A 24,079-nucleotide genomic window follows, 5' to 3' on the forward strand; every position below is an offset into this window, starting at 1 on the left:
ATCACAGGCGGTCACAGGGGGAGGAATATCAATGACCATTTCCAGACGTAATTTTCTTGCAGGGGCTATGCTTGCTGTTTCCATGTTCGCTAGTGGTGGTGCAAGTGCTGAAACTAAACTGGTTCTGTCCAGCTGGCTGCCGCCACGGCATCCGTTGGTCATGGGAGCCATCAAGCCTTGGGCGAAACAAGTGGACAAGGTTACTGAAGGGCGTGTGACAGTTCGCGTTCTTACAAAGCCTCTGGGGGCACCTCCTGCGCATTTCGACATGGCAAAAGATGGTGTCGCAGATATCACATACGGTCTTCACAGTTTCACTAAAGATGATCGCTTCCTGCGCTCTCGTATTGGGCAATTCTCATTTCTTGGCAAGAGTGCGACCGAAATCTCCAAGAATTTCTGGACTATCTATGGTGGTCAGCTGGAGGCAGCCAAGGAACATGAAGGCACTAAGCTTTTGGGGTTATTTACCCATGGTCCCGGCGTGCTGCTTTCCAAGGACTATCATTTTGACAGCCCGGACAGGTTTCAGGGGTTTAAGCTCAGAACTCCGGGGGGCTATCCCGCTGACCTGATGTCAGGGGTGGGCGCGACCACATTGTTCATGTCATCCGGTGAAGTTTATGAAAAACTCACGCGCGGTGTGATTGACGGCATTTGCATGGCTATGGATTCAGTCCGCGCCTTCAAACTTGATAAGCACATCACCGATGTCATGACTGTTCCCGGTGGGCTTTACAACACCTCCTGGTTTTTGGTGATGAACCAGGCCAAATGGGATGGCATTTCAGATGAAGACAAGACCGCGATCATGTCGATTTCCGGTGAGGCTTTTTCTGAACTGGCTGGCAAAGCCTGGGATGAAGCCGATGCCAAGGGGTTAGCGTCCACAAAGAAGGCTGGCATCACTGTCTATGCAGCAGACGAAGCCGTTTTGGGCAAAATCCTAGACGTCTCGGCTGGCGTTGAGAAACTTTGGATCGAAGCTGTTGAGGCGCAAGGCTACGATGCCGCCGCTGCTCTTGCGAGCATGCAAACTGTAAAGCCAAACAAATGATGGCCGCTCATCGTAAACACCCGAAGCCCCTTAAAGGGCTTCGCTTCATCATCGTACGTGTTCTGCCTGCAATGGCTGCGGCCTTCCTGCTCACACTCGTGGCGGTCACCGTGATCGACGTTATCGGGCGCTATTTCTTTGACGCCCCATTGCCCGGCGCCTTTGAATTGACCCAGATCCTGCTTGCCGATCTGGTGCTGGCGGCTCTGCCCATGACTACATTCAAGGACAGTCATGTGGAGGTAGACCTACTAAGCCATTTCTGGAGTTCCGAGACCTATTTACGGATAGGGCGCTTCGGGGCCGCGGTTACGGCAATTGTGTTCTTTGTTCTCAGCTGGAATGTTGGGGAGCATGGCTTGAAATTGTTCGAAGACGGCGCTGTGACCAACGATCTTTCGTTGCCGGTTTGGCCTGCCGCTTTACTTGGAGCCATCACCTATCTGGTCAGCGGCCTGATTGTGCTCGTTCCAATGCGCAAACGCCAGGAGTTTTGATATGACCGAACCTCTCATTGCAACGGCTCTGCTGTTGGCGCTTGCCATGTTTCGCGTCCCAATCGCGATCGCCATGATTGTGATTGGGACCATTGGATTTGCTCTTTTACGCGGCATCGATGCGTCTTTGATCATGGTTTCAACGACGGCATTCGATACGGTATTTTCCTATTCGCTTTCGGTTATTCCGCTGTTCATTTTCATGGGCAATCTGCTTGCCTATTCGGGCGTCGCTGCTGGATTGTTTTCGGCAACCCAGCGTCTTGTCAGGCGCCTGCCGGGCGGTCTGGCAATGGCTGCGGTTTTGTCTTGCGGCGGCTTTTCGGCCGTATCAGGATCGTCGCTCGCAACGGCTGCGACAATGTCAAAGGTTGCGATGCCATCCTTACGGAAATTTGGCTATTCCGACAGCCTTTCCTCGGGGGCAATCGCTGCAGGTGGTACACTCGGTATTCTTATTCCGCCTTCGGTTATTCTAATCATTTACGGGATTTTGACCGAAAGCGATATCGGCCTTCTGTTTCTGGCTGGCATCATCCCCGGGATCATAGGATTGTTGGGCTATGTTCTTGCGGTTTGGGTCGCTGTCAAGCTGAATCCATCGCTGGCTCCAAAATCCTATGATATTGACGATCATCCGGTCGAAGGCCTCTATGGTGTCATCCTGTCTGTCGCACTGTTCGCTTTTATCATGATCGGTATCTATGGCGGATTCTTTACTCCGATTGAAGCTGCAGGCATGGGCTCTGGTATGGCGCTCCTTATGGTCGTTGCAACCGGTCATGCGAAGGTAAAGGAAGTCTGGCGCGCATTGATGGATACGGCGGAAAGCACAGCCATGATCTTTCTTGTCATCATTGGCGCGGAGGTTTTCTCCAACTATATCAACCTTGCCGGACTACCCGATGAGTTGGCATATTTCATTGATTCTCTTGAGGTCAATGCCTGGATCATCATGGCGATGATCATCATCATCTATCTGCTTCTTGGCACTGTGCTGGAAAGCCTTTCCATGATCCTGTTGACCGTTCCGATCTTCTATCCGCTGATGTATCAGTTGGACTTCGGCATGGATCTGCTGTCTGACACGGAATTCGCCTTGATCTGGTTTGGCATCATTGTAGTTGTTGTCACCGAGATCTCGCTGATCACGCCCCCCATTGGCATGAATGTTTTCGTTCTCAAGGCGACCTTGCCCGATGTTTCGCTCAAGACCATCTTCAAGGGCATTCTGCCGTTCTGGATCGCCGATATTCTGCGGCTTCTGCTGCTGATTTTCTTTCCCGTTCTTTCGCTGTTATTGGTCGCCGGTTAGGCCGGGGCCGCAGGAAGTGAGGGAGCGGGTGCACACCATTCACCGTAGAGGGAGGAAAAGCTATGGGTGAAATCGTATTGGCCGCCAAGGTCACACATGTACCAACCATGGTCATGTCCGAACGGGATACAAAATTGAAAGGCTGCAGACAGGCCGCCATTGATGGGCATGCCGAGATCGGCCGCCGGGCACGCGAAGCCGGAGCGGATACCTTTGTGGTGCTCGATACCCATTGGCTTGTTAACGCGGCCTATCATGTCAACGCCAATCACCGCTTCAAAGGGATGTTCACTTCGCATGAATTTCCCCAGTTCATCAAGGATCTGCCTTACGAATATGAAGGAAACGCGGCGCTCGGCGACTTGATCGCGGAGACTGCGCGAGAGGATGATGTCTATACGCTGAGCCATCAGGTCGATAGCCTTGACCTTGAATATGGCACGTTGGTTCCGATGCGCTACATGAACGCAGACGCTGCTTTGAAAGTAGTTTCCGTTGCAGCCATGTGTACCGTGCACAGCCTTGAAAGCTCGCGCAGGCTGGGATTGGCGATCCGCAAGGCAATCGAGAAGTCCGATTCAAAGGTTGCGCTAATCGCCTCCGGCTCACTCAGCCATCAGATCTGGCCCAATGATATCTATGCCGAGAATAACGGCACCTTCACCATCTCTTCCAAATTCAATGAGGTCGTGGACCGTCGAGTGCTTGAGATGTGGCAAAATGGCGAGAATGAGCTCTTTCTCGATATGCTGCCCGACTATGCAAAATATTGTGACGGCGAGGGCGATATGCATGACACCATCATGCTTTTTGGCGCCCTTGGTTGGAAAGACTATAAGGGCAGAGGAGAAGTGATCACCGAATACTTCCCGTCTTCAGGCACTGGTCAAACCAATGTCGTCTTTTCTCTCGACTGATTGGCTGCCTAAGGAAAACAGATGCCCGGGACATGGGGACCCGGGTCATCACGCGCAGTCTCGGTTTGGCCCTTCACCGGGCCAGATCAGTATTTTAAAGCACAAGTGAGCTGCATTGATTTGGGAGGAAACCTCATGCAATTTCATTTAAATGGCTTCAAACCGGGGAATTATCAGATTCCCGATGCTGCTAGAAAACCATATCCGAACCCACCGATTGAAGATCTGCCGGCTCAAGTTGACGTGCTGATTGTGGGGACTGGTCCCGCAGGTCTGACCATGGCGCGTCAGATGAGCGAGTTTGCAGACATAACCACTTGCATTGTCGACAAAGAGCCCGGTCCGCTTCTGTTCGGACGTGCTGATGGCATTTCTTCTCGCACTATGGAAATTATGGAAGCGTTTAACAGCAGCGAAATGGTCGTGAAAGAAACCTATCAGCTGAAACAAAATACATTTTGGGAACCGGATCCGGAAAATCCGCAGAATATCAAACTGACTCATAAAATTCCTGACGCGAGAGCCGGACTTTCCGAGTTTACTCATGGGATCGTCAATCAGGCACGCCTTCATGAGCTCTTGCTGGATGGTATGAAAAACTCCATCACCGCTTTGCGCCCGCACTACAGCCGCGAACTGGTCTCCTTGGAGATTGATGACAGCCTGACACAGGACTTGGACGCATATCCGATCACGGCCACATTCAAGCGCACCGATAAAGAAGGCAAGCAAGCAGAAGAGGTCATCAAGGCCCGTTATATTGTCGGGAGCGATGGGGCGCGAAGCAGTGTGCGCAAAGCCTTGGATATTCGGCTTCAGGGGGAATCTGCCAACAAGGCGTGGGGCGTCATGGATATTCTTCTCAAGACGGATTTTCCCTATATCCGTGTGAAGAGTTTCCTCCAATCTCATGACCACGGGGCCGTCATGACGATTCCGCGGGAAGGTGGATATCTTTGCAGGTTTTATGTGGAGCTGGATCTGCTGGGCAAAGATAAACGCGTGGCAGATGTCAAACTGACCGAGCAGGATCTGATCGCGAAGGCGCAGAAGGTGTTCCATCCATATAAGCTGGATGTGAAAGAGGTCGCCTGGTGGTCCATCTATGAGGTAGGCCAGCGCATTGCAGACCGCTTTGATAATCGACCGATTGGCTGCTCAGATGACATTATTCCTCGTGCCTTTGTGGCTGGTGATGCCTGCCACACTCATAGCCCGAAAGGTGGGTGGGGGCTAAACACCTCGCTGCCAGACACCTTCAATCTTGGATGGAAATTGGCCGCTGTTCTGCAAGGTCGCAGCGATCCAAAGCTTTTGAGCACCTATGGCACGGAGCGTCGCAAGGTTGCGCAACAACTGATTGACGCTGATCGTGAGCTATCAAAATTGGTTGCCACGCGCCCCGTTGCAGGGGACGCTTCCGAGCAGGCCAAGATTGATACCACCAAGATTGAAGCGTTCATGAAGCGTCAGAGCGGCTTTGTGGCTGGGACGTCAATCGAATACTACCCGTCATACATTTGCACCGGGCAGGAAAATCAGGAATTGGCAACGGGCTTTCATATAGGACAGCGGTTCCACTCTGCTGAAGCTACGCGCGTGGCAGACGGCCGGAGCCAACATCTGGGGCATCTGGTGAAGGCGGATGGTCGTTGGCGCCTGTTTGTGTTTGGTGACACGCAATCGCCAATAGAGCCGACTTCGGCCTCTGCCCGGCTGGTTGATTTTCTTGCCAACAATGAAAAGTCGCCGGTGAAGAAATACACTCCGAAAGGGGCGGATATAGATGCGGTCATCGACACGTACTCCGTCTTCCAGCAGCAGGACTTATCCATGCACGACCTACAGGACTATCTGTGGCCAGCAAAAGGTAAATACGGGTTGCGGGATTACGAGAAAGTGTTTCAAACCGACCTGGGCAAGGACGTCTATGAAATGCGCGGCATTGATCGATCCAAGGGCTGTGTGGTCGTGGTCAGACCAGACCAGCATATTGCGACTATCTTGCCTCTCGATGCGCATGATCAACTCACTGAGTTTTTTGATGTATTCATGCTGGATCAGCGCGGGCAGTAAGACCATTACTCTAAACATTCGTTTGTCGGACAAGCAGATCCCTTCAGAATAGAAGGGATCTGCATAATACGGCCTCGGCCTCCTGTGCGATCAGGGCAAGTCCGCGTCAGATGGCGTCTGGGGTCCACACTCCCAATCATCCGTATAGCCTGTACTTTTCAATCAGCTTAAAGGTGGGCGCGCGCTTCTCCCGCCGGTTGTTGGTGCTCTTGTGACCTTATCCGGTCGTCGCCAATGCTAAAGAGCTACCGCGAAGGTTGAACTTGTCTAATTTAAAATTAACATGTTAAGTATTAATCCGGAGGGAGCCTGTTGTGGTGTGAGCGAGGAGAGGAACCTCGTAAACACGCGGCTTCCCAATTGACAATCTGGGAGGATCACAGTTGAACATCATCAAACGCACTATTCTTGGCGGGGTAGCCCTCGTCACCACACTGACAGCCATGCCTGCTTTTGCGGCAACAGAGCTTGTTCTTTCAAGCTGGCTACCGCCGCGCCATCAGTTGGTCGTGGGGGCGATCAAGCCGTGGGCAAAGCAGGTCGAAGAGGTCACCGAAGGTCGTGTGAAAATCCGTGTGTTGGCCAAGCCGCTAGGCGCACCACCCGCCCATTACGACATGGCACGTGATGGCGTGGCTGACATAACCTATGGTCTACACAGCTTTATCAACGATGGCCGGTTCCTTAGGTCTCGCGTCGGTCAGTTCTCTTTTCTTGGCAATGATGCCGTGAGCGTTTCGAAGAATTTTTGGACCGTATACACCGAAGATCTCGACGCTGCCGCTGAACATGAAGGGACGCATGTCCTTGGTCTTTTCACCCACGGTCCGGGCGCGCTTCTGTCCAAAGACAGGCATTTCGAGGCGGCGAGCGATTTTGCCGGCTTTAAGGTGCGTACTCCGGGGGGCTATCCTGCAGATCTGCTAAAAGGTATGGGCGCCACAACGCTGTTCATGTCGTCAGGCGAGGTCTATGAAAAGCTGACGCGCGGCGTGATTGACGGTGTTTGCATGCCGTTGGACTCGCTTCTGGCTTTCAAACTGGAAAAGCATCTCACCGACGTGATGACCGTTAGTGGCGGGCTTTATAACACCTCATGGTTCCTTGTGATGAACCAGGCCAAATGGGAAGGCATTTCCCCGGAAGATCAGGAGGCAATCATGTCTGTTTCCGGTCTGGCCTTCTCTGAGCTGGCCGGCAAGGCATGGGACGAGAAAGATGCGGAGGGCTTCGAAGCGACCAGCGATGCCGGAATCAATGTCTATTCGGCGGATGGCGCAGTACTTGATCACCTTCTGTCCGTTGCCACTCCGCTTGAGAAAGCGTGGGTAGAAGCCGTCACAGCACAAGGGTTCGATGCTAAAGAAGCTCTGGCCAAGATGCAGACTGCAAGGCCGTCTAACTAACGCGTCCGCCTCTTCAACCTTATAGGGTTAGTCACAAGGCGCTTTGCTTTGGTTTCAACCCGCCAGAGAGACAATCTCTGGCGGGTTTTTAGTGTCCTGAGCAACAGCAATGCTGGTTCATTCAGAGCGCGAAGTTTTTTGTTTTGTGCAATGGTTTGATGACGAAGTTCTATTGGAGGAAATATTAAAATTGCGCGCGTAAAATTTTTGTGCTTCCCTTGTCAGGACAAGAATGAGATGCAGACAAATGGCCCGCACACCCAAAATCCGCAATATGGAACAGTTCGCAGAGGCGAGCGGCTTGTCGCGTCCGACCGTTTCCAAATTCTTCAATGACCCGAATAGCGTCAGGCCCTCGACACGCAAAAAGATCGAGGAGGCGCTGGAACGGTTTGACTATCGCCCCAATATCTACGCCATCAACCAGAACCGGCGATTAACGAAAACGATTGGCATTGTTGTTCCCTATCTGTCGGATCCCTTTTTCGGGGAGATGGTGCGCAATCTTGAGCAGAAATGTGTTGCTGCTGGCTACTCTCCATCGCTTTTCAGCTCGAATGGCTCTGCTGAGCATGAGGGCAAGATATTTGATGCTCTTCGATCAATGAAACCTTCCGGGGTCTTGTTGGCACCACTTGGCCGCCTGTCGAACCAAGACGCTGTTGCCGCCTTTTGTCAGGATGTGCCAACCGTTTTGTTCGATAGCAATATCAAAGATGTAGGGATGGCGTTCGTTGGATCGGACAATGCCCAGTTTACGACTTTGATGGTTGAATATCTCTACCGGAGTGGTGAACCTCCTGCGCTTCTTGAAATGAAAACGCCACCCAATCCCAACTCGCGCAAACGACGGCAAGGCTATATCAATTCCATGAAAGATCATGGGCTAGAGCCGGAGATTGTTCAGATTGATGGTGAGGGATGGGCGCTTGAGGATATCGGATATGAGGGTGGGCTGCGCGCACTTGCCTCTGGGGCTTTCAAATCCCGTACGGTATTATGCAGCAATGATCGTCTGGCAATCGGGTTTCTTGCGGCCTGTCATGAAAAGGGTCTGAAGGTCGGTTTGGCTCCTGATGCGGATATCCGTGTCGCTGGGCAGGACGATCACCCGTTTTCCCGTTTTACTTATCCACAACTCACGACAATAGCCCAAGACTATGATGCAATTTCTAGTCGTTCTGTCGAAGTCCTTCTGGAATCTGTCAAAAGTGAAACGACCACGGAGGTCAGGCCCGATACTTTCTTCGAAGGAAAATTGATTATGCGCAAGTCAGCCTAATCCTAAATGTTTACGCGCGTAAATAATTAGTTGACCGCGCGATATCGTCATGTTCTATTTCCTCCCTATTCACCACAATCTAGGGAGGAAGATTGGATGTTTAGCAAAACACTATTGGGCCTATCGACGGCCATGACTCTTATCGCAACCGGAGCCTTTGCTGCGGATGGGGACAAATCCTTGACAATCGCGATCGTGAATAACGGTCACATGATCAATATGCAGAAAGTGGCCGAGGCCTACACCGAGAAAACCGGTGTGGCGCTCAACTGGGTCTCGCTCGAAGAAGGGGTTCTGCGTGAGCAGGTAACCTCGGACACGGCGACCGGAGGAGGCCAGTATGATGTTATCAATATCGGTATGCAGGAAGCGCCAATCTGGGGGGAAGCCGGTTGGATCGAGCCGCTGAATTTCGGTGACGATTACGATATCGATGACATGCTTCCGGCCATTCGCAACGGCCTGTCTTACGATGGTCAGCTATATGCAGCACCATTCTACGGCGAGTCCTCAATGGTCATGTATCGCAAGGACCTGACGGATGCTGCGGGCGTAACAATTGCCGACAATGACAGCTGGGACAATATTCTGGCTGCGGCCAAGGCAATCCATGACCCAGATGCAGGCGTGTATGGCGTCTGCCTGCGCGGCAAACCGGGGTGGGGCGACAACATGGCTTTCATCACGGCCATGGTGAACTCGTTCGGCGGCGCGTGGTTCGACAAAGACTTCAAGCCTACGATTGACACTGAAGCGTGGCACAAAGCGATTAACTTCTATGTCAATCTCCTTGGCACCTACGGCCCTCCGGGTTCGGAAGGCAACTCCTTCAATGAAATTCTTGCGCTTTATAATGAAGGCAAGTGTGGCATGTGGATCGATGCAACCATTGCGGCCTCATTCCTTGAAGTTGACGGGGTTGCCTATGCGCAGTCTCCAAATGCTGGCAACCCTGTTGGAGCCAACTGGCTCTGGGCATGGGCAATGGCTGTTCCTACCGGGACAGACAAGGCAGAAGAAGCCAAGGCATTTATCGAGTGGGCAACATCCAAGGACTATATTCAGGCCGTTGCCAACCATCCGGACTTTGGCTGGGGGGCTGTACCAACCGGTACGCGCAAATCAACTTACGCAAATCCCGAATTTCAGGCCGCAGCAAACTTCGCTTCGGCAGAACTTGCTGCGATTGAATCCGCCGCGCCTGAAGCAACGGATCTGAAGCCATATGTCGGGGTGCAGTTTGCTGCCATTCCGGAGTTTCCCGAGGTCGGTTCTGCTGTCGCTCAAGACATGGCTGCCGCTCTCTCTGGTGCGAAAACCGTCGATGAGGCTTTGGAAGCCTCTCAAGATGCGGCCGAATCCATCATGAAAGAAGCCGGATACTTCGAATAACCATCTCCTCACATCAGTGAAGGTCGGCCATGATCGACCTTCACATTTACAAAATTATGGGTTGAAAAGGCTCCGGCGATCGCAGTGCGTTGCGGTATCGGCCCGAGCCCAACATGCCCGCACTATGGGATGCGAATGGGGTCATTCGCAGGGACGGGTGAGATATGTCCAAAAGAAAGCTTGCGCGGCTTCTTCAGACCCCAGCGGTTTTGCTGCTGCTGGTTTGGATGCTGGTGCCTTTGAGCATGACGCTTTATTTCTCGTTCATTCGATACGTTCTCAATAATTTGCGTCGGCCTGAATGGACAACTCCTGCGCTGAGCAACTGGCGCGGGTTCGGCAATTATGAGTTTGTTCTCGATGCAAAGGACTTCTGGTTTGCGGTTCAAAATAGTCTGTTCATTGTTGGCAGCATTCTGTTCCTGACCGTTACACTAGGGGTTCTGATTGCCATTTTGATCAATCGGGCCTTTCCGGGGCGGGGCATTGTAAGGGTTTTGTTGATTTCTCCCTTCTTCGTGATGCCAGCCGTCAACGCGGTTCTCTGGATCAACATGATCCTGGACCCGGTGCTGGGGCTACAGGGTATTGCCATCGGAGGGATCAACGACCTGATCACCTTGCTCAAGGACGCGCCGCTCGTTGGCTGGTTCTTCTCGCTGTGGCCAACATTGGAGCCGATTTCCTTTAGGGCTACGCAGACCTCAGCCTACGCCGTAATCATCATGGTCACATGGCAATGGACACCCTTTGCGGTTTTGATTTTCATGACATCTTTGCAGTCTGAGGATCAACAGCAAAAAGAGGCCGCCGTATTGGACGGCGCGGGGGCATGGTCGCAGTTCCGTTTTCTCACCCTGCCGCATCTTGGGCGACCTATCGCGATTGTCGTGATGATACAGGCGATCTTTCATCTCTCGCTCTATGCGGAAATCGAGATCGTTAGTCGCGGAAACGGAAACAAGAATCTTCCCTATCTGATCGGCGAGTTCGCCAATAACAACATTGGTGCAGCCAGCGCAACAGGGATTTTTGCCGTCATTTTGGCCAATATCGTGGCGATTTTTCTGCTGCGCATGATTGGCAAGACATTGATGGATTAAGGAGCTGAACCATGGCTATCGTTGCTGAAACAAACAGATTTTCAAAGACAAGTCGTACCGTTCTTGCCTGGTTGGTCGGCCTGCTATTTTTCTTTCCCATCTTCTGGATGATCCTGACAAGCTTCAAGACGGATGCTGTTGCGGTCAAGCCGGAGTTTCTATTCTCCTTTACGCCAACGCTTGATAACTACATCAACATGACGGAAAACTACGACTATTGGCGCTTTGCGGCCAATTCGGTCATCACATCGGTTTTTGCAACAATTTTCACATTGGTTGTTGGAATTCCGTCTGCCTATGCAATGGCTTTCAACCCAAGCCGACGCACCAAGGACGTGCTGATGTGGATGCTGTCTACCAAGATGTTGCCTGCGGCCGCAGTGCTCTATCCGATGACCTTTCTTACCAAGAACTTCCTCGGCATCTTCGATACGCACTTCCTGCTGATCCTGGTGCTCAGTCTCATCAACCTGCCGATCGTGGTGTGGATGCTGTTCACCTACTTCAAGGAAATCCCGCGAGAGATTATCGAAGCAGGCAAGATGGATGGCGTGAGCACATGGGGGGAGGTGAGGGAGATCCTCATTCCGCTGGCATGGGGTGGCATCGCCTCTACCGCGCTGCTCTGCTTCATTTTCTGTTGGAATGAAGCCTACTGGACCGTCCGTCTAACCACCACGGAAGCTGCAACCCTTTCCAAACTGATCGAGGGCAATCGTGCGCCCGAAGGGCTTTTCTTTGGACGTTTGTCTGCGGTGTCGGCTGCGGCTGTCGGGCCGATCATCGTGCTGGGATGGTTCTGTCAAAAACAGTTGGTCCAAGGTCTGACCTTTGGTGCCGTGAAGTAGGAGGAAATGATGGGACGTATAGTCTTGGAAAATGTCACCAAAAAATTTGGTGATCTGGAAGTCATCCCGCCCTTGAACCTGACCATCGAGGATGGTGAATTCGTGGTTTTTGTCGGGCCATCGGGCTGCGGGAAATCAACCCTCCTGCGCTTGATTGCAGGTCTGGAGGAGGTAACGTCGGGCCGTATTCTGATCGATGGGGAGGATGTTACCAATATTCCCCCTTCCAAGCGCGGGCTGGCCATGGTCTTCCAGACATATGCCCTTTATCCGCATATGTCTGTGCGCAAGAATATCGCTTTTCCATTGCGCATGGCCGGAATGAACGAAGCCGAGCAAAATACGCGCATTGAAGCGGCAGCGACGGCTCTCAACCTCACCGACTATCTCGATCGTAAACCGGGGCAGCTTTCGGGCGGCCAGCGCCAGCGCGTGGCGATCGGGCGGGCCATTGTGCGGGACCCTACGGCGTTTCTGTTTGATGAGCCCTTGTCGAACCTTGATGCAGCCTTGCGTGTGGGGATGCGCCTTGAAATCAGCGAAATGCACAAGAAGCTCAAAACGACCATGATTTACGTCACCCACGATCAAGTTGAAGCCATGACGATGGCGGACAAGATCGTTGTGTTGCAATCGGGCAGGGTTGAGCAGGTCGGCTCTCCGCTCGATCTTTATAGAGAACCCCGCAACGCGTTTGTGGCCGGTTTCATCGGCTCTCCCAAGATGAATTTCATCGATGGAGAAAAAGCCGGAACCTTGGGCGCTCATACAATCGGAGTTCGTCCCGAGCATGTTCAGATTTGCCCGAAAGGTGAGGGCGATGTCTGGCAAGGCAAGGTCGGCGTCGCCGAGCATCTTGGCTCAGACACTTTCATCCACGTGCATGGCATTGACGGATGCGACCCGATGACCGTTCGGGCTGGTGGAGAAGTAAAAATCAACCATGGGGACACCGTCTATCTCTCCGCCCAAATGGACCAGATCCATAAATTCGATAGCGAGGGGCATCGGGTCTCATGAACCGTCTTGAAGGGAAAAAGGCGCTGATTACCGGTGCTGCGCGCGGAATAGGGCTCGCCTTTGCTAGAGCTTATGCAAGTGAAGGCGCAGAGGTGGTCATTGCCGATATTGATAGCGCACGCGCTAGAAGCAGTGCGCATGCCATAGGTAGCAAGGCGCACGCAGTTGAAATGGACGTGGCAGACCAGCAAAGCATTGAGACTGCAGTAGACACCGCAGTCAAGACGTTGGGGCAGGTCGATATTCTAATCAACAATGCAGCCCTCTTTACCGCCGCACCTGTCACCGAGATCCGGCGCGAGGATTTTCAAAGGGTCTTTGATATCAATGTCGCTGGCACGCTTTTTACGATGCAGGCCGTTGCTCGCCACATGGTCGCGCAGGGCATCAAGGGCAAAATCATCAATATGGCCAGTCAGGCAGGCCGAAGAGGCGAGCCTCTTGTGTCCGTCTACTGCGCATCGAAGGCAGCGGTGATCTCGCTCACCCAGTCTGCCGGGCTCAATCTCATCCAACACGGCATCAATGTGAATGCGATTTCACCCGGTGTGGTCGACGGCGAACACTGGGATGGTGTCGATAGTTTCTTTGCCGATCTCGAGCAGAAGGCACCCGGCCAGAAGAAAAAGGAGGTCGATGCGGCGGTTCCCTATGGGCGCATGGGGCGTGCAGACGATCTGGTCGGTATGGCCATTTTTCTCGCGAGTGATGAAGCAAATTACATTCTCGGACAAACCTATAATGTGGATGGTGGACAATGGTTGAGCTGATCCCGCTTAGAAATGACACTCTTGGAGATATACCTTCGTGCGTTAAAACTCCGACCTATGATCGTTCAACCCTTTCTGCCGGAATAGTCCATATCGGTCTTGGCAATTTTCATCGGGCGCATCAGGCATGGTATCTGCATCGCTTGATGGAGATGGGGCTGGCCAAGGACTGGGCGATTGTCGGCGCTGGCGTGCGCGATCATGACAGGGCGCAAAGAGAGCGGTTGGTGGCACAGGATTTTCTGACCACGCTCATCAGATTGGACCCCAAGGAGAAGTCCGCCGAAGTCACCGGGTCGATGATTGACTATGTGCCTGTCGAAAAGGGCAATCGCCCGCTTATCGAGCGCATGTCCCAACCTGATATCAGGATTGTCGCTCTGACTGTCACAGAAGGGGGATATTATCTCGATCCGGCGACAGGACAGTTTGACGCCACACATCCTGATATGGAGCATGATGCTGCCAACCCAGATAGCCCGCGAACCGCTTTTGGGGCCATGATTGCAGCGCTCAAGCAGAGAAGGGAGGCGGGAACCGGCCCCTTTACCGGCTTGTGCTGTGACAATCTGCAAGGCAATGGAGGCATATTGAAGCGCACCCTTGTTTCGCTCGCCAAATTGTCAGATGCGGATCTTGCCGACTGGATCGAGACGCATTGCACATTTCCCAATTCGATGGTCGATTGCATCGTTCCAGCCACTGGGGCCAAGGAATTGGCGTTGGTTCATTCTTTCGGCATCGATGATGCAGTGCCTGTAACCCACGAAAGCTTCAGGCAATGGGTTATCGAAGATAACTTCTGCAAAGGTCGCCCAGATTGGGATAGGGCCGGAGCTACCTTTGCACCGTCGGTCCATGACTATGAGACCATGAAATTGCGCATCCTTAATGGAGGCCACCAGATAATCTCCATGTCAGGTGATCTGCTCGGTATCAAGACCATTTCTGGCTGCATGGACCATGAAGCTATTCGGGCATTTTTGCTGAATACGATGAAGCGTGAGGTGTTGCCAAATGTAAAGCCCGTGCCGGACATGACGCCATCTTCATACCTCGAGCTTATTGAAGCCCGTTTTTCAAATCCCGAAATTGTTGATACGACGCGCCGTGTTGCCTTTGACGGCTCCAGTCGTCAACCGGGCTTCATCATTCCGTCCATTCGTGATGCGCTGGCAAATGGCCAGCCGATAGACGGATTGGCGCTGATGAGCGCTTTGTGGATGCGCTATTGTTATGGCAAACGAGAAGACGGCTCTGTGATTGAACCGAATGATCCCAACTGGGCTGCACTGAACAAGGTGGCAGAAGCATCGGTTGATGACCCGACAAACTGGCTGAACCAGCGACAGTATTACGGGGATATCGCCCAGAATGATCTTTTCCGGGAGGCATTCATCCGGTGGGCAATATGTCTCGCTGAAGATGGTGTAGATAGCGTCTTGCAGACATATTTGCATCGATGACCACTATCTTGGGGCCCTGCCTTAGCTTTCGTGGCTATTGCAGGGCTTTCTTGTATTAGGCGCTCGCGTAGACGTGCCAATCACAGCAAAAAAACTCGCAGTTTTCAGCCTTCTTGCATGTTTCAACGTTAGGGCTCATGACTTGAGCATGGCATATAGAGACTTTCTCATTTTGTCGGACATGTCTGATGCCTCGCGATAATTACCATTTTGGGCATACATCCATGATCCTCCAACGGAGAGAACAATGGGAATTGATGCATAGCCTGGAAGGCGCTCATAGCTTATGCCACCAGAAGGCATGACCATGATATCCGGGAAAATGTGCCCGAAGTCCTTGAGGGTTTTGGCACCGCCCATGGCTTCGGACGGATAAAATTTGAGAAGATGGAAGCCATCAAGTCGTGCTTGAATGATTTCGGATGGCGTTACGATGCCAGGCACATGCACAACGGAACGCCCCTTCGCCCGTTTCTCGACATCAAAGCACCGCCCCGGAGCAATGGTAAAATCAGCCCCCAACGCCTCAGCCTGATCATAGCGTTCCACATCCATCACACTCCCAGCCCCGATGACAATATCCGGATAGGCCTTGCGGCATTCTTCTAAGGCTTTGGGGGCGATCTCTGAGCGCAGGGTAATTTCGATGGCGATAGCGCCACCAGCAACGAGCGCATCGGTTGCGTCAAGGCAAGCCTTTACGGACGCAGGATTTATAACGGGAATGACCGGGCCGGCCTTCAGTTTGGAAATCAGGGTTTGCTCATCCATGATAGGTTTCCTCCATGAGCTTGATGGTTTCTGCGCGTCCGGGCGCACCAAGACGTCCTCCGAACACGGTGCATTTGAGTGCCGCAGCAGAACTGGCAAAGCGGATGGCGTCTTCCATTGGTTGGCCTTCGCATAGAGCTTGCGCTATGGCGCCGTGAAATATGTCTCCAGCGGCTAATGTATCAACGACTTCGACTTTGGGGCCAGCGACATGCCGTACGGGGCCTCCTTGAGCCGGGCACCAATAGGTGCCGTCGCCACCTGCTGTTACACAGACAACAACGCCGTATCGGTCATTGAGCGCGGTAACGGCATTTTCGGGAGAACTTTTCCTGTCGCATAGAAGGGAGGCGCCAGGCTCTGATGCAATCAAATGGGTGGCCCGCTTTGCCAGATCAAGGAGTACATCACGTGGGGCGACGTCTGCATCAAGAATGGCCATTGCTCCGGCGTCCCTGGCTGCATCCAAGGCAAGCGCAGCGGCACCAGGCCAGCGCACATCGCACATCACCGCCTTAAACTGTGAGAAGTCATTGGTTGGTAGCCCCTCAGGGGAGGATTGTGTCACCGGGTCATAATCGACGACGATCCAGCGCTCTCCGGTTTCGTCAACGATAATTATTGCTCGAGCGCTCTTACCTCCAATAACGGTGCGGACAAGACCGCAATCGACGCCTTCGGACTGCAAATCCTTTATCAATTCCTTTCCTGAGGCATCGTCACCGACGCTGGCCCAAAGCGTTGCCTTGCCGCCAATGCGAGCGGCAGCCGTTGCTGCGCTTGAAGCCATACCGGCAGCGTTGCGAGTCGCCCGCTCGGCTATAAACTTGCCGGACCCACTGGAAAATCCACTCACTCGAAAAATACTGTCCTCGGTGAGGGCGCCAACAAAAAGAATGGGCTTCTGAGAATCTGACGTCATGAATTGCTCCGGCGATAAAAATCAACTTAGCAAGAGGAATACGAGCAGAGGATTGCTCCGAGTTGGGGGAAAGGATTACCGGAGGACTGTTGTCGTATCTCCGGCAATCATCTTGTGTGGCTTAGTGACTGTGACGCGGAACTTTGGTGTTTCCGATGTCCCGATACTTATCTGCGCCTTCCAGAACCATACCTTCTGAGAATGGACGGACATGCTTGCGGAACAGTTCTTGCCACGGTGTCTGGCTCTCAGGCACGTTTGGTCCACCACTGGCAAGCAAGTCGGCGCGTCGCTTGGCAATTTCCTCGTCTGAAACCTTAAGCATTACGGCGCGTTTATTCAGGTCAACACGCACGAAATCTCCGTCCTTGATGATCGCAAGGTTGCCACCTGCTGCGGCTTCTGGCGATACGTTGAGGATCGATGCCGAGCCGGAGGTGCCTGACTGTCTGCCATCCCCTATGCATGGCATAGCGTGAATATCCTGCTTGATCAGATAAGACGGCGGACGCATGTTGACGACTTCCGCACCTCCCGGATAGCCGATTGGTCCGGCACCCCGCATGATCAGAATGCTGTGTGCCGTTATCCCGAGATCAGGATCGTCAATGCGATTGTGGAAGTCCTCGGGGCCATCAAAGACAAAGGCTGGCCCTTCAAAAGCATTGGGGTCGTCCGGATTGGATAGATATCGGCTACGGAATTCGTCATCAATGACTGACGTTTTCATGATTGCAGTATCGAAAAGATTTCCACTTAGATTAAGGAACCCAGCCTGCGCTGCCAGTGGCTTGCTAATTGAACGAATGACTTCCTGCTCTTCTATTTCGGCTTCCTGATAGAGTTCGCCAAACTTTTTGCCAGTAACAGTGAGTGCTTCTGGATGAGGAATGAGGCCGGCACGGAGCAGCTCGCCTATAACCGCAGGCAGGCCACCTGCACGGTAGAAATCCTCACTGAGATACTCTCCCGCAGGCTGTACATTGGTCAACAGCGGAACTTCATAACCAATTGCATCCCAGTCCTCGTTGGAGAGCTCAACACCCAAATGCCGAGCAATGGCATTGAGGTGAATAGGCGCATTGGTTGACCCACCGATCGCCGAGCAGATCACAATGGCATTTTCAAACGCATCGCGGGTCATGACATCGGCAGGTTTGAGGTCTTCAAACACCATGTCTACGATGCGTTCTCCCACGTCATAAGAAATCTGCGACCGTTCCCGGTAAGGGGCTGGAATGGAGGCAGAACCGGGCAGCTGCATGCCAAGGGCTTCTGCCAGACTGTTCATGGTCGAAGCTGTCCCCATCGTGTTGCAATAGCCCACAGACGGAGCTGAGGACGCAGCCATCTGAAGAAACTGCTTGGCGTCAATGGCTCCCGCTGCGAACTGTTGACGGGCTTCCCAGATAATCGAGCCCGAACCGGAACGCTCGCCCTTATACCAGCCGTTGAGCATTGGGCCGACGGAAAGAGCAATAGCCGGAATGTTAACGGTTGCCGCAGCCATAAGCAGGGCAGGAGTGGTCTTGTCACAGCCGATATTCAACACGACCGCGTCAATCGGATAGCCATGCAGGGCTTCCACAAGGCCGAGATAGGCCAAGTTACGATCAAGCATGGCCGTCGGACGTTTGCCCGTCTCCTGAATAGGATGAACCGGAATTTCCATCGGGATGCCGCCAGCGGTGAGAATGCCATCGCGGACCCGCTTCGTTAGTTCAAGATGATGCCGGTTGCAGGGTGACAGGTCTGACCCAGTCTGGGCGATGCCGATAATCGGTTTGCCAGATTGCAGTTCCTCAAGCGTCATTCCATAATTGAGATAGCGTTCGATATAGATGGCCGTCATTTCAGGGTTGGAGAGGTCGTTGAACCAGAGCTCCGAACGGAGAGGGCGGCGTTTCTTTTCATTGGACATAACGAATTCCTTTTGGCTATTCATCTGCCTAGCGGCCTGTGATGCCCGGGAAGATGAGCAAGGTGGCGACTGCCAAGATCTGGAGACAGATGAACGGCAAGAGCGATTTGAAGATTTCACCCAAAGAGATATCCGGTGGTGTAACCGACTTTAGATAGAAGGCAGCCGGACCGAATGGTGGGGATAGGAAGCTGACTTGCATATTCATGGCAAAGACCACACCGAACCAGACTGGGTCGTAGCCGAGGTCTTTGACGATTGGGACAAAGATGGGCATGCAGAGCAGCGCAATACCGACCCAGTCAAGGAACATGCCAAGCAGGAACAGAATGCCCATCATGAACAGGATAATCACAATCGGTTCGTTCGATACGCCCTGAATAAGAGCCGAGACAAACCGAGTACCTCCCATAAGATTGAACACTCCCACTAGGGCAGATGCACCAATACCGATCCATACGATCATGCCCACGGTTGCAAGCGTTTGCCGGATGGCACCAAGCAGCAGGGTCTTGTTAAATTCACCCCGAATGACGGTCGAGAGAAGTACGCCTACCACGCCTACTGCGGAAGCTTCTGTTACAGAGGCAATACCGCCATAAATGGACCCCAAAACGAAGATCACTACCATGACGGGAAGGAACAGAGCCTTGAGCAGGCGCAGCTTTTCGGTGCGTGTCATGTCCTCTGGCTCGGCGATGGGTGCGAGAGCTGGATTGGTATAGGCACGAAAGAGAATGTAGGCCGCATAGAAACTGGCCAGCATGAAGCCGGGAAGGAAGGATGCTGTAAACAGATCGCCGATGGAGACGTTGGCAGTCAAGCCATAGATGATCAGAACGATGGAGGGAGGCACCATAGTACCCAACGCGCCACCAGCACAACAAACACCAATGGCAAGCTTGCGGTCGTAACCAAGACGCAGCATTTGCGGCAAGGCAAGCATCCCCAGAAGGATGACCTCGCCGCCGACGATACCAGACATGGCAGCCAAGATGACGGCAACCAGCAAGGTCTGCAACGCGACACCGCCACGAATACGACCCGCGAGCAGTTTCATGGCATCAAACAAGTCCCTCGCTATGCCTGATCGGTCTAATATGGCAGCCATTAGCACAAACATAGGCACCGAAACAAAGACGAAGGAATTGACGAAACTGAAAATGCGGCTTGAAATCAGTGGCAGGACCATGGGGCCCCATCCAGCCAAGCGCGAATATAAGAGCAACCAGCAAGGTAACAAAAGCCAGCGGCATACCGGTTAAGAGTAGGCCTACAAGCGTGACGAACATGGCGAGTGTGGCACCTTCAATGCCCAACGCCTTGATATTCATGAGGAAGTCCATCATTTAGCTCCCGCTTTGAAGGCAAACTTGAGTGTGTAGATGAAAAACTGGATCGTCAGGGCAATCATGATGACGAATAGGAACACCTTCAGTGTGCCGGGGAAGGGCGGATTCCATGCCGAGCCGCTCGTTTCTAGATGGAATTGTCCCTGCGGTGTCCATATCGCACGCTGGATGCTTGACCATGATGCAAAGGCGAAAAAACCGGTAGACACCATGCATACAAACGAGATTACGGCATCAAGATAGCGGCGCGGTCCATCCGGTATCATGCTATAAACCAGCACGACCCGAATGTGTTTGTTATGGGCGGCAACATATAGGCCGCCGAAGATGAAGGCACATGCGTTGAGAAATACGACGGTTTCATGTGCCCATGTTGTCGGACTATTGAAGACATAGCGCATGACAACTTCGACAAAGAGAATTCCTGCAGAGACCAGAATACCGACAGAGAAAACAATCCCCATTCGGTTTACGATCCTGCCGAACAAACCTGCCTCAGGGCATGCCTTCGGCGGTTTCTTGTGGTCAGCGATACTGGCCTCTTCGTTGGGTTTTTCTAATCCGGTCATTTGACACCTGTGGGTGGCCAAGGGGGAGAATGGATCCAGTCTGGAACGACTGGATCCTCGCCTCATCGGGGAGGCGTTTTAACATTCGGGATCAGCGCGTCAGGTTAGGCGCACATCGGGAAGGCATCTGGGCGACGCCTCTCCCAGCAGACGGCTCTTGCAGTCCGGTGCCTAGTCGGCTCCCATAAGTCCCTTTGATTCCAGATAGGCAATCAGAGTGTCATAGACCTTCTGAGAATAGGGCGATGCCTTGGCTGCTTCCGCCCACTGCTTCTTGGCGATAGAACGGAACTTGGCACGTTCGGCTGCTGGCCAGTCGTGAATCACCACATCGGAAGCCGAATTGGCAACGGCCGCCTGATCGCGTTCATTCAGTTTCTGGATCTGATATTGTGCAAAGTCCTTGGTTGCTTTGGCGACCTGATCTTGCACCTCAGCCGGCATGGAATCCCACGTCGCCTTGTTGATGCTGACCTCGATCAACGGCAGGGAATGGAAGCCGGGGTAGACAGGGTGTTTGGCAATATCATGCAGACCTTGCGACTGGTTGGTCGAGAAGGTGTTGTAATCGGCGGCATCAATCACGCCTTTGTCGAGCGAGGTGAAGACTTCCGAGCCAGGCAAGTTAACCGGAGCGGCTCCTGCGGCTGCAAAAACCTTCTGCACCATGCCTTCTGGCGCACGAAGCTTAAGACCTTTCAGGTCATCGACACCGTCAAGCGGCACCTTGGACACAAAGGCTTCAAGCCCCGGTGTGGTCGGGCCTATAAAGTGAAGTCCATAAGGTTCAAGAATCTCATTCATGAGTTCTTTGCCACCGCCGTTATAGACGAAATCGAGCATCTGGTTCGGATCTGACCAGGCTCCGACTGGATTGGCAATAAGCCCGAGAGCAGGTTCCTTACCCGCGAAGTAAGAGGTGTCTGTAAAGTGACCGTCGATAATCCCCGCAGCCACAGCATCCTGCGTTTCACTATGAGCAACGATGGTTTCAACTGGCATCATTTCGATGGTGACCTTGCCGTCTGTCTGCTCTGCGACCATTTTGGCCCAGTCTTGCTGTAGTCCGAAATTGGGGTTGCCGGCCGGGTCTGATGACTGGAAGCGCAGGGCATAGTCTTGCGCAAAAGCACCAGAAGCCAATGCCAGAATAGAGACGGCGCCGAGGGCCAGCGCACGAACAGTAACAAGCTTCATTGTGTGATTCCTCCCGTGAATCCGTAAATGGGCTTTCCCATTCTGTGATGGGTAGGCAGGACTCTCCCTTCCTCCAAAGCGAATTGTCGTTGCCTCGCCATAAGTGATAAATGATTGCGCAATCATTCGTCAATCAACCAAATGTCTATAGACAGAAATACTCTATAAGTTATGATAAACTCATGGCTAAAAGACGATCATCATCATCCCGCAAGCCAACCCTTGTTGATGTGGCGAAAGCGGCAAATGTTAGTGCAATCACTGTTTCGCGCACCATTCGTTCGCCGGAACTGGTGTCACCACAGATGCGCATTAGGGTCGAGGCCGCAGTTGAGAAGCTGGGATACAGCCCGGACCCGGCAGCATCTGCTCTTGCCTCCAGGGTCACGCACAATATTGGCTTATTGCTTCCATCCCTCACCAACACTGTCTTTGAGGATGTATTGGATGGGATTTATGAAGTCAGTGAGGAGACGCGGTTTTTCATCCAGATTGGCGACACTCGTTACAGTGCGCTTAAGGAAGAAGCGTTGATTGGCACTTTTCTGCGGCAGAAACCGGCAGGACTAATTCTGACAGGCTTTGAACAGACAGAAAAAGCAAGAAAGATGTTGTCTTCTGCACACTGTCCGATTGTTCAGATCATGGATTATGGTGGAACCCCGATAGATATGGCAGTAGGATTCGACCATGAAGCCGCAGGGTATGCAGCAGCTGCCCACCTAATCGAATGCGGCTATCGCAATCCCGGCTGTGTCGGAGCGCGGCTTGACGCCCGTTCTCGCCGTCGACTGGATGGGTTCCGGAAAGCCTGCCAAGAGGCGAATCTCTGGGATGAACGAAGAATGGTGACGACCCCACAATCATCCTCGGTTGGGCTCGGCCGTCATATGCTGGAAGAAATGCTTTCAAAAGACGAGACCGTTGACGCTATCTTTTGCAACAATGATGACATCGGCATAGGTGTCCTTGTCGAGGCACAGAGGCGCCTGATTTCAGTGCCTGATCAACTTGGCATATGCAGCTTTCACGATATGGAAATGACCAAGCATATGCATCCAGCTCTCACAGCCATTGCCACGCCTCGCTATGAGATAGGTAAAATGGCATTTGAAATGCTGCTGGCTGAAATAGACCAACCTCAAAGCGTCAAAAAGCGGATTGTTAACTCCGGCTTCGAACTAAAAAAGAGGTCGTCGACCAAAAACCTGGCAGGCAAATTTTAAAAAGGTTGGTCTGCTTGCGCGCGCTGTCTTTCCCCTCATAGTCAGTTTAGCAATTTCTCTATCGCCGTTTTGAAACTGGCTTCGAATAGGGCTGATGGGCCAGTCGGTCTGGCCTTTTCTAATCTGACCAACTGGTAAGAGACTGACATTGCGGGCTCAAGTTTGAGAATCTTGACTTTTGCAGATGAGGTTTTTGCCACAAGCGGATCTGTGATTGTAACGCCCAGATTAGATGAGGCCAGTCGGCAACCATTGGCCAATGACGCTTCAATGGAATTGCTCGTGTTGATGTTGGCAGCGTTAATCGTCTTTTCCAAGGACAGTCGCAGGGGCGATGTTCTGCCGGGAAGAATGAGGCGCTCTCTGGAAAGATCTTCCATGGAGACGCATTCCTTTTGCGCAAGGGGATGCTCTTGTGCCACAACAGCAACAGCATCGCCTCTGCCAAGCAAAACGCTGAACAACCCCGTTGGCACATATTCACTACAAATCAGCCCGATATCATAGTGTCTTAAGCTGACAAGATCCAAAACACGTTCAGTGCTTTCGGTATCGAAAATAACGCTCAGGCGGGGGTGCACTGCAAGAACCTCTGGCAAAACGACAGAAGCACACAACTTGTTTAGAGAGCTCACGGTTCCAAGCCGAATAAACCCTTCCGATTCAGCATTAATATCCTGCGCAACACGAGAAATATGGTCAAGCCCAACAAAAACCCGCTCAACTTCGTGAAAGAGTTTAGACGCCTGGGCCCGGGGAACCAGCCTGCCGCGCACCCGATTGAAGAGCTGAAAGCCGATTTCCGCCTCAAGGTCCCGGATCAAACGGCTAACTGCTGGCTGAGTAATATTAAGGTTGGCTGCGGCGGCGCTGATTGATCCTGCGATCATTACGGCGCGAAAAGCCTCAATTTGGCGCTGTTGGATGTGATGCATAAAAAGTAGAATATAACATTTCGGCATAGATCGGCAA

General features: G+C 52.7%; 20 protein-coding genes and 1 pseudogene. 14 read left to right on the forward strand and 7 right to left on the reverse strand.

The features are described 5' to 3' along the window. Positions 1-31 precede the first annotated feature (31 nt). The 13 genes from BM258_RS18750 (at position 32) to BM258_RS18810 (ending at position 15,149) form a co-directional block, all read left to right on the forward strand. A complete protein-coding gene (locus BM258_RS18750; protein ID WP_090074766.1) occupies positions 32-1,057 on the forward strand; it encodes a TRAP transporter substrate-binding protein in 1,026 nt (341 codons plus the stop codon). Next, entirely contained in the window at positions 1,054-1,554 is a 501-nt protein-coding gene (locus tag BM258_RS18755; protein WP_090074767.1) for a TRAP transporter small permease, read from the forward strand. Before BM258_RS18750 ends, BM258_RS18755 begins: the two co-directional genes overlap by 4 nt. 1 nt (position 1,555) lies before the next feature. Then, entirely contained in the window at positions 1,556-2,869 is a 1,314-nt protein-coding gene (locus BM258_RS18760; RefSeq protein WP_090074768.1) for a TRAP transporter large permease, read from the forward strand. 62 nt (positions 2,870-2,931) lie between these two features. Further along, entirely contained in the window at positions 2,932-3,786 is an 855-nt protein-coding gene (hpaD, locus tag BM258_RS18765) for a 3,4-dihydroxyphenylacetate 2,3-dioxygenase (RefSeq protein WP_090074769.1), read from the forward strand. A 135-nt stretch (positions 3,787-3,921) separates the two neighbouring features. Beyond that, on the forward strand, positions 3,922-5,862 hold the full coding sequence (locus BM258_RS18770; protein WP_090074770.1) for an FAD-dependent monooxygenase: 1,941 nt from the start codon (positions 3,922-3,924) through the stop codon (positions 5,860-5,862). Between the two features lie 383 nt (positions 5,863-6,245). Further along, positions 6,246-7,268 carry a TRAP transporter substrate-binding protein gene (locus tag BM258_RS18775; RefSeq protein WP_210186814.1) on the forward strand — a complete coding sequence of 341 codons (1,023 nt, stop codon included), beginning with the start codon at positions 6,246-6,248 and terminating at the stop codon, positions 7,266-7,268. A gap of 247 nt (positions 7,269-7,515) precedes the next feature. Then, complete coding sequence (locus tag BM258_RS18780) at positions 7,516-8,550, forward strand: LacI family DNA-binding transcriptional regulator (RefSeq protein WP_090074771.1); 1,035 nt, start codon at positions 7,516-7,518, stop codon at positions 8,548-8,550. A gap of 96 nt (positions 8,551-8,646) precedes the next feature. Continuing rightward, positions 8,647-9,942: an ABC transporter substrate-binding protein gene (locus BM258_RS18785; RefSeq protein WP_175528157.1), complete on the forward strand. Its 1,296-nt coding sequence runs from the start codon at positions 8,647-8,649 to the stop codon at positions 9,940-9,942. A gap of 164 nt (positions 9,943-10,106) precedes the next feature. Beyond that, on the forward strand, positions 10,107-11,045 hold the full coding sequence (locus BM258_RS18790; RefSeq protein ID WP_090074773.1) for a carbohydrate ABC transporter permease: 939 nt from the start codon (positions 10,107-10,109) through the stop codon (positions 11,043-11,045). A gap of 11 nt (positions 11,046-11,056) precedes the next feature. Continuing rightward, on the forward strand, positions 11,057-11,893 hold the full coding sequence (locus tag BM258_RS18795) for a carbohydrate ABC transporter permease (RefSeq protein ID WP_090074774.1): 837 nt from the start codon (positions 11,057-11,059) through the stop codon (positions 11,891-11,893). Between the two features lie 9 nt (positions 11,894-11,902). Then, a complete protein-coding gene (locus BM258_RS18800; RefSeq protein ID WP_090074775.1) occupies positions 11,903-12,913 on the forward strand; it encodes an ABC transporter ATP-binding protein in 1,011 nt (336 codons plus the stop codon). Then, positions 12,910-13,683, forward strand: a complete 774-nt coding sequence (locus tag BM258_RS18805) for an L-iditol 2-dehydrogenase (protein WP_090074862.1) — start codon at positions 12,910-12,912, stop codon at positions 13,681-13,683. Before BM258_RS18800 ends, BM258_RS18805 begins: the two co-directional genes overlap by 4 nt. Continuing rightward, positions 13,671-15,149: a mannitol dehydrogenase family protein gene (locus tag BM258_RS18810; protein WP_090074776.1), complete on the forward strand. Its 1,479-nt coding sequence runs from the start codon at positions 13,671-13,673 to the stop codon at positions 15,147-15,149. Before BM258_RS18805 ends, BM258_RS18810 begins: the two co-directional genes overlap by 13 nt. A gap of 135 nt (positions 15,150-15,284) precedes the next feature. On the opposite strand, the gene eda is transcribed toward BM258_RS18810, so the two are convergent. The 6 genes and pseudogenes from eda to BM258_RS18840 all read right to left on the reverse strand — a co-directional run bounded on the left by eda (position 15,285) and on the right by BM258_RS18840 (position 21,881). Next, entirely contained in the window at positions 15,285-15,920 is a 636-nt protein-coding gene (gene eda, locus BM258_RS18815; protein ID WP_090074777.1) for a bifunctional 4-hydroxy-2-oxoglutarate aldolase/2-dehydro-3-deoxy-phosphogluconate aldolase, read from the reverse strand. Then, positions 15,913-16,842, reverse strand: a complete 930-nt coding sequence (locus BM258_RS18820; RefSeq protein ID WP_090074778.1) for a PfkB family carbohydrate kinase — start codon at positions 16,840-16,842, stop codon at positions 15,913-15,915. The genes eda and BM258_RS18820 overlap by 8 nt, the downstream gene beginning before the upstream one ends. A 121-nt stretch (positions 16,843-16,963) precedes the next feature. After that, complete coding sequence (locus tag BM258_RS18825) at positions 16,964-18,763, reverse strand: IlvD/Edd family dehydratase (RefSeq protein ID WP_090074863.1); 1,800 nt, start codon at positions 18,761-18,763, stop codon at positions 16,964-16,966. A 28-nt stretch (positions 18,764-18,791) separates the two neighbouring features. After that, positions 18,792-20,112, reverse strand: a pseudogene (locus BM258_RS18830) (TRAP transporter large permease). Then, positions 20,109-20,684: a TRAP transporter small permease subunit gene (locus tag BM258_RS18835; RefSeq protein ID WP_090074779.1), complete on the reverse strand. Its 576-nt coding sequence runs from the start codon at positions 20,682-20,684 to the stop codon at positions 20,109-20,111. The pseudogene BM258_RS18830 and the gene BM258_RS18835 overlap by 4 nt, the downstream one beginning before the upstream one ends. A 171-nt stretch (positions 20,685-20,855) precedes the next feature. Continuing rightward, a complete protein-coding gene (locus tag BM258_RS18840) occupies positions 20,856-21,881 on the reverse strand; it encodes a TRAP transporter substrate-binding protein (RefSeq protein WP_090074780.1) in 1,026 nt (341 codons plus the stop codon). A 110-nt stretch (positions 21,882-21,991) separates the two neighbouring features. On the opposite strand from BM258_RS18840, the gene BM258_RS18845 reads away from it, so the two are divergent. After that, positions 21,992-23,107: a LacI family DNA-binding transcriptional regulator gene (locus tag BM258_RS18845; protein ID WP_244544768.1), complete on the forward strand. Its 1,116-nt coding sequence runs from the start codon at positions 21,992-21,994 to the stop codon at positions 23,105-23,107. 41 nt (positions 23,108-23,148) lie between these two features. On the opposite strand, the gene BM258_RS18850 is transcribed toward BM258_RS18845, so the two are convergent. Beyond that, entirely contained in the window at positions 23,149-24,069 is a 921-nt protein-coding gene (locus BM258_RS18850; RefSeq protein ID WP_090074782.1) for a LysR substrate-binding domain-containing protein, read from the reverse strand. Between the last annotated feature and the right edge of the window lie 10 nt (positions 24,070-24,079).

This window comes from Cohaesibacter marisflavi, assembly GCF_900115225.1.
GTDB classification, from domain to species: Bacteria; Pseudomonadota; Alphaproteobacteria; order Rhizobiales; family Cohaesibacteraceae; genus Cohaesibacter; species Cohaesibacter marisflavi.

What these genes read in the sequence shown, in the direction of transcription:
- BM258_RS18790 (WP_090074773.1), top strand. Translation starts at nt 10,107, where the DNA reads ATGTCCAAAAGAAAGCTTGCGCGGCTTCTTCAGACCCCAGCGGTTTTG.
- BM258_RS18805 (WP_090074862.1), top strand. Translation starts at nt 12,910, where the DNA reads ATGAACCGTCTTGAAGGGAAAAAGGCGCTGATTACCGGTGCTGCGCGC.
- BM258_RS18835 (WP_090074779.1), bottom strand. Translation starts at nt 20,684, where the DNA reads ATGACCGGATTAGAAAAACCCAACGAAGAGGCCAGTATCGCTGACCAC.
- BM258_RS18845 (WP_244544768.1), top strand. Translation starts at nt 21,992, where the DNA reads ATGATTGCGCAATCATTCGTCAATCAACCAAATGTCTATAGACAGAAA.
- BM258_RS18755 (WP_090074767.1), top strand. Translation starts at nt 1,054, where the DNA reads ATGATGGCCGCTCATCGTAAACACCCGAAGCCCCTTAAAGGGCTTCGC.
- BM258_RS18760 (WP_090074768.1), top strand. Translation starts at nt 1,556, where the DNA reads ATGACCGAACCTCTCATTGCAACGGCTCTGCTGTTGGCGCTTGCCATG.
- BM258_RS18750 (WP_090074766.1), top strand. Translation starts at nt 32, where the DNA reads ATGACCATTTCCAGACGTAATTTTCTTGCAGGGGCTATGCTTGCTGTT.
- BM258_RS18800 (WP_090074775.1), top strand. Translation starts at nt 11,903, where the DNA reads ATGGGACGTATAGTCTTGGAAAATGTCACCAAAAAATTTGGTGATCTG.
- BM258_RS18850 (WP_090074782.1), bottom strand. Translation starts at nt 24,069, where the DNA reads ATGCCGAAATGTTATATTCTACTTTTTATGCATCACATCCAACAGCGC.
- BM258_RS18770 (WP_090074770.1), top strand. Translation starts at nt 3,922, where the DNA reads ATGCAATTTCATTTAAATGGCTTCAAACCGGGGAATTATCAGATTCCC.
- eda (WP_090074777.1), bottom strand. Translation starts at nt 15,920, where the DNA reads ATGGATGAGCAAACCCTGATTTCCAAACTGAAGGCCGGCCCGGTCATT.
- hpaD (WP_090074769.1), top strand. Translation starts at nt 2,932, where the DNA reads ATGGGTGAAATCGTATTGGCCGCCAAGGTCACACATGTACCAACCATG.
- BM258_RS18820 (WP_090074778.1), bottom strand. Translation starts at nt 16,842, where the DNA reads ATGACGTCAGATTCTCAGAAGCCCATTCTTTTTGTTGGCGCCCTCACC.
- BM258_RS18840 (WP_090074780.1), bottom strand. Translation starts at nt 21,881, where the DNA reads ATGAAGCTTGTTACTGTTCGTGCGCTGGCCCTCGGCGCCGTCTCTATT.
- BM258_RS18785 (WP_175528157.1), top strand. Translation starts at nt 8,647, where the DNA reads ATGTTTAGCAAAACACTATTGGGCCTATCGACGGCCATGACTCTTATC.
- BM258_RS18795 (WP_090074774.1), top strand. Translation starts at nt 11,057, where the DNA reads ATGGCTATCGTTGCTGAAACAAACAGATTTTCAAAGACAAGTCGTACC.
- BM258_RS18825 (WP_090074863.1), bottom strand. Translation starts at nt 18,763, where the DNA reads ATGTCCAATGAAAAGAAACGCCGCCCTCTCCGTTCGGAGCTCTGGTTC.
- BM258_RS18780 (WP_090074771.1), top strand. Translation starts at nt 7,516, where the DNA reads ATGGCCCGCACACCCAAAATCCGCAATATGGAACAGTTCGCAGAGGCG.
- BM258_RS18810 (WP_090074776.1), top strand. Translation starts at nt 13,671, where the DNA reads ATGGTTGAGCTGATCCCGCTTAGAAATGACACTCTTGGAGATATACCT.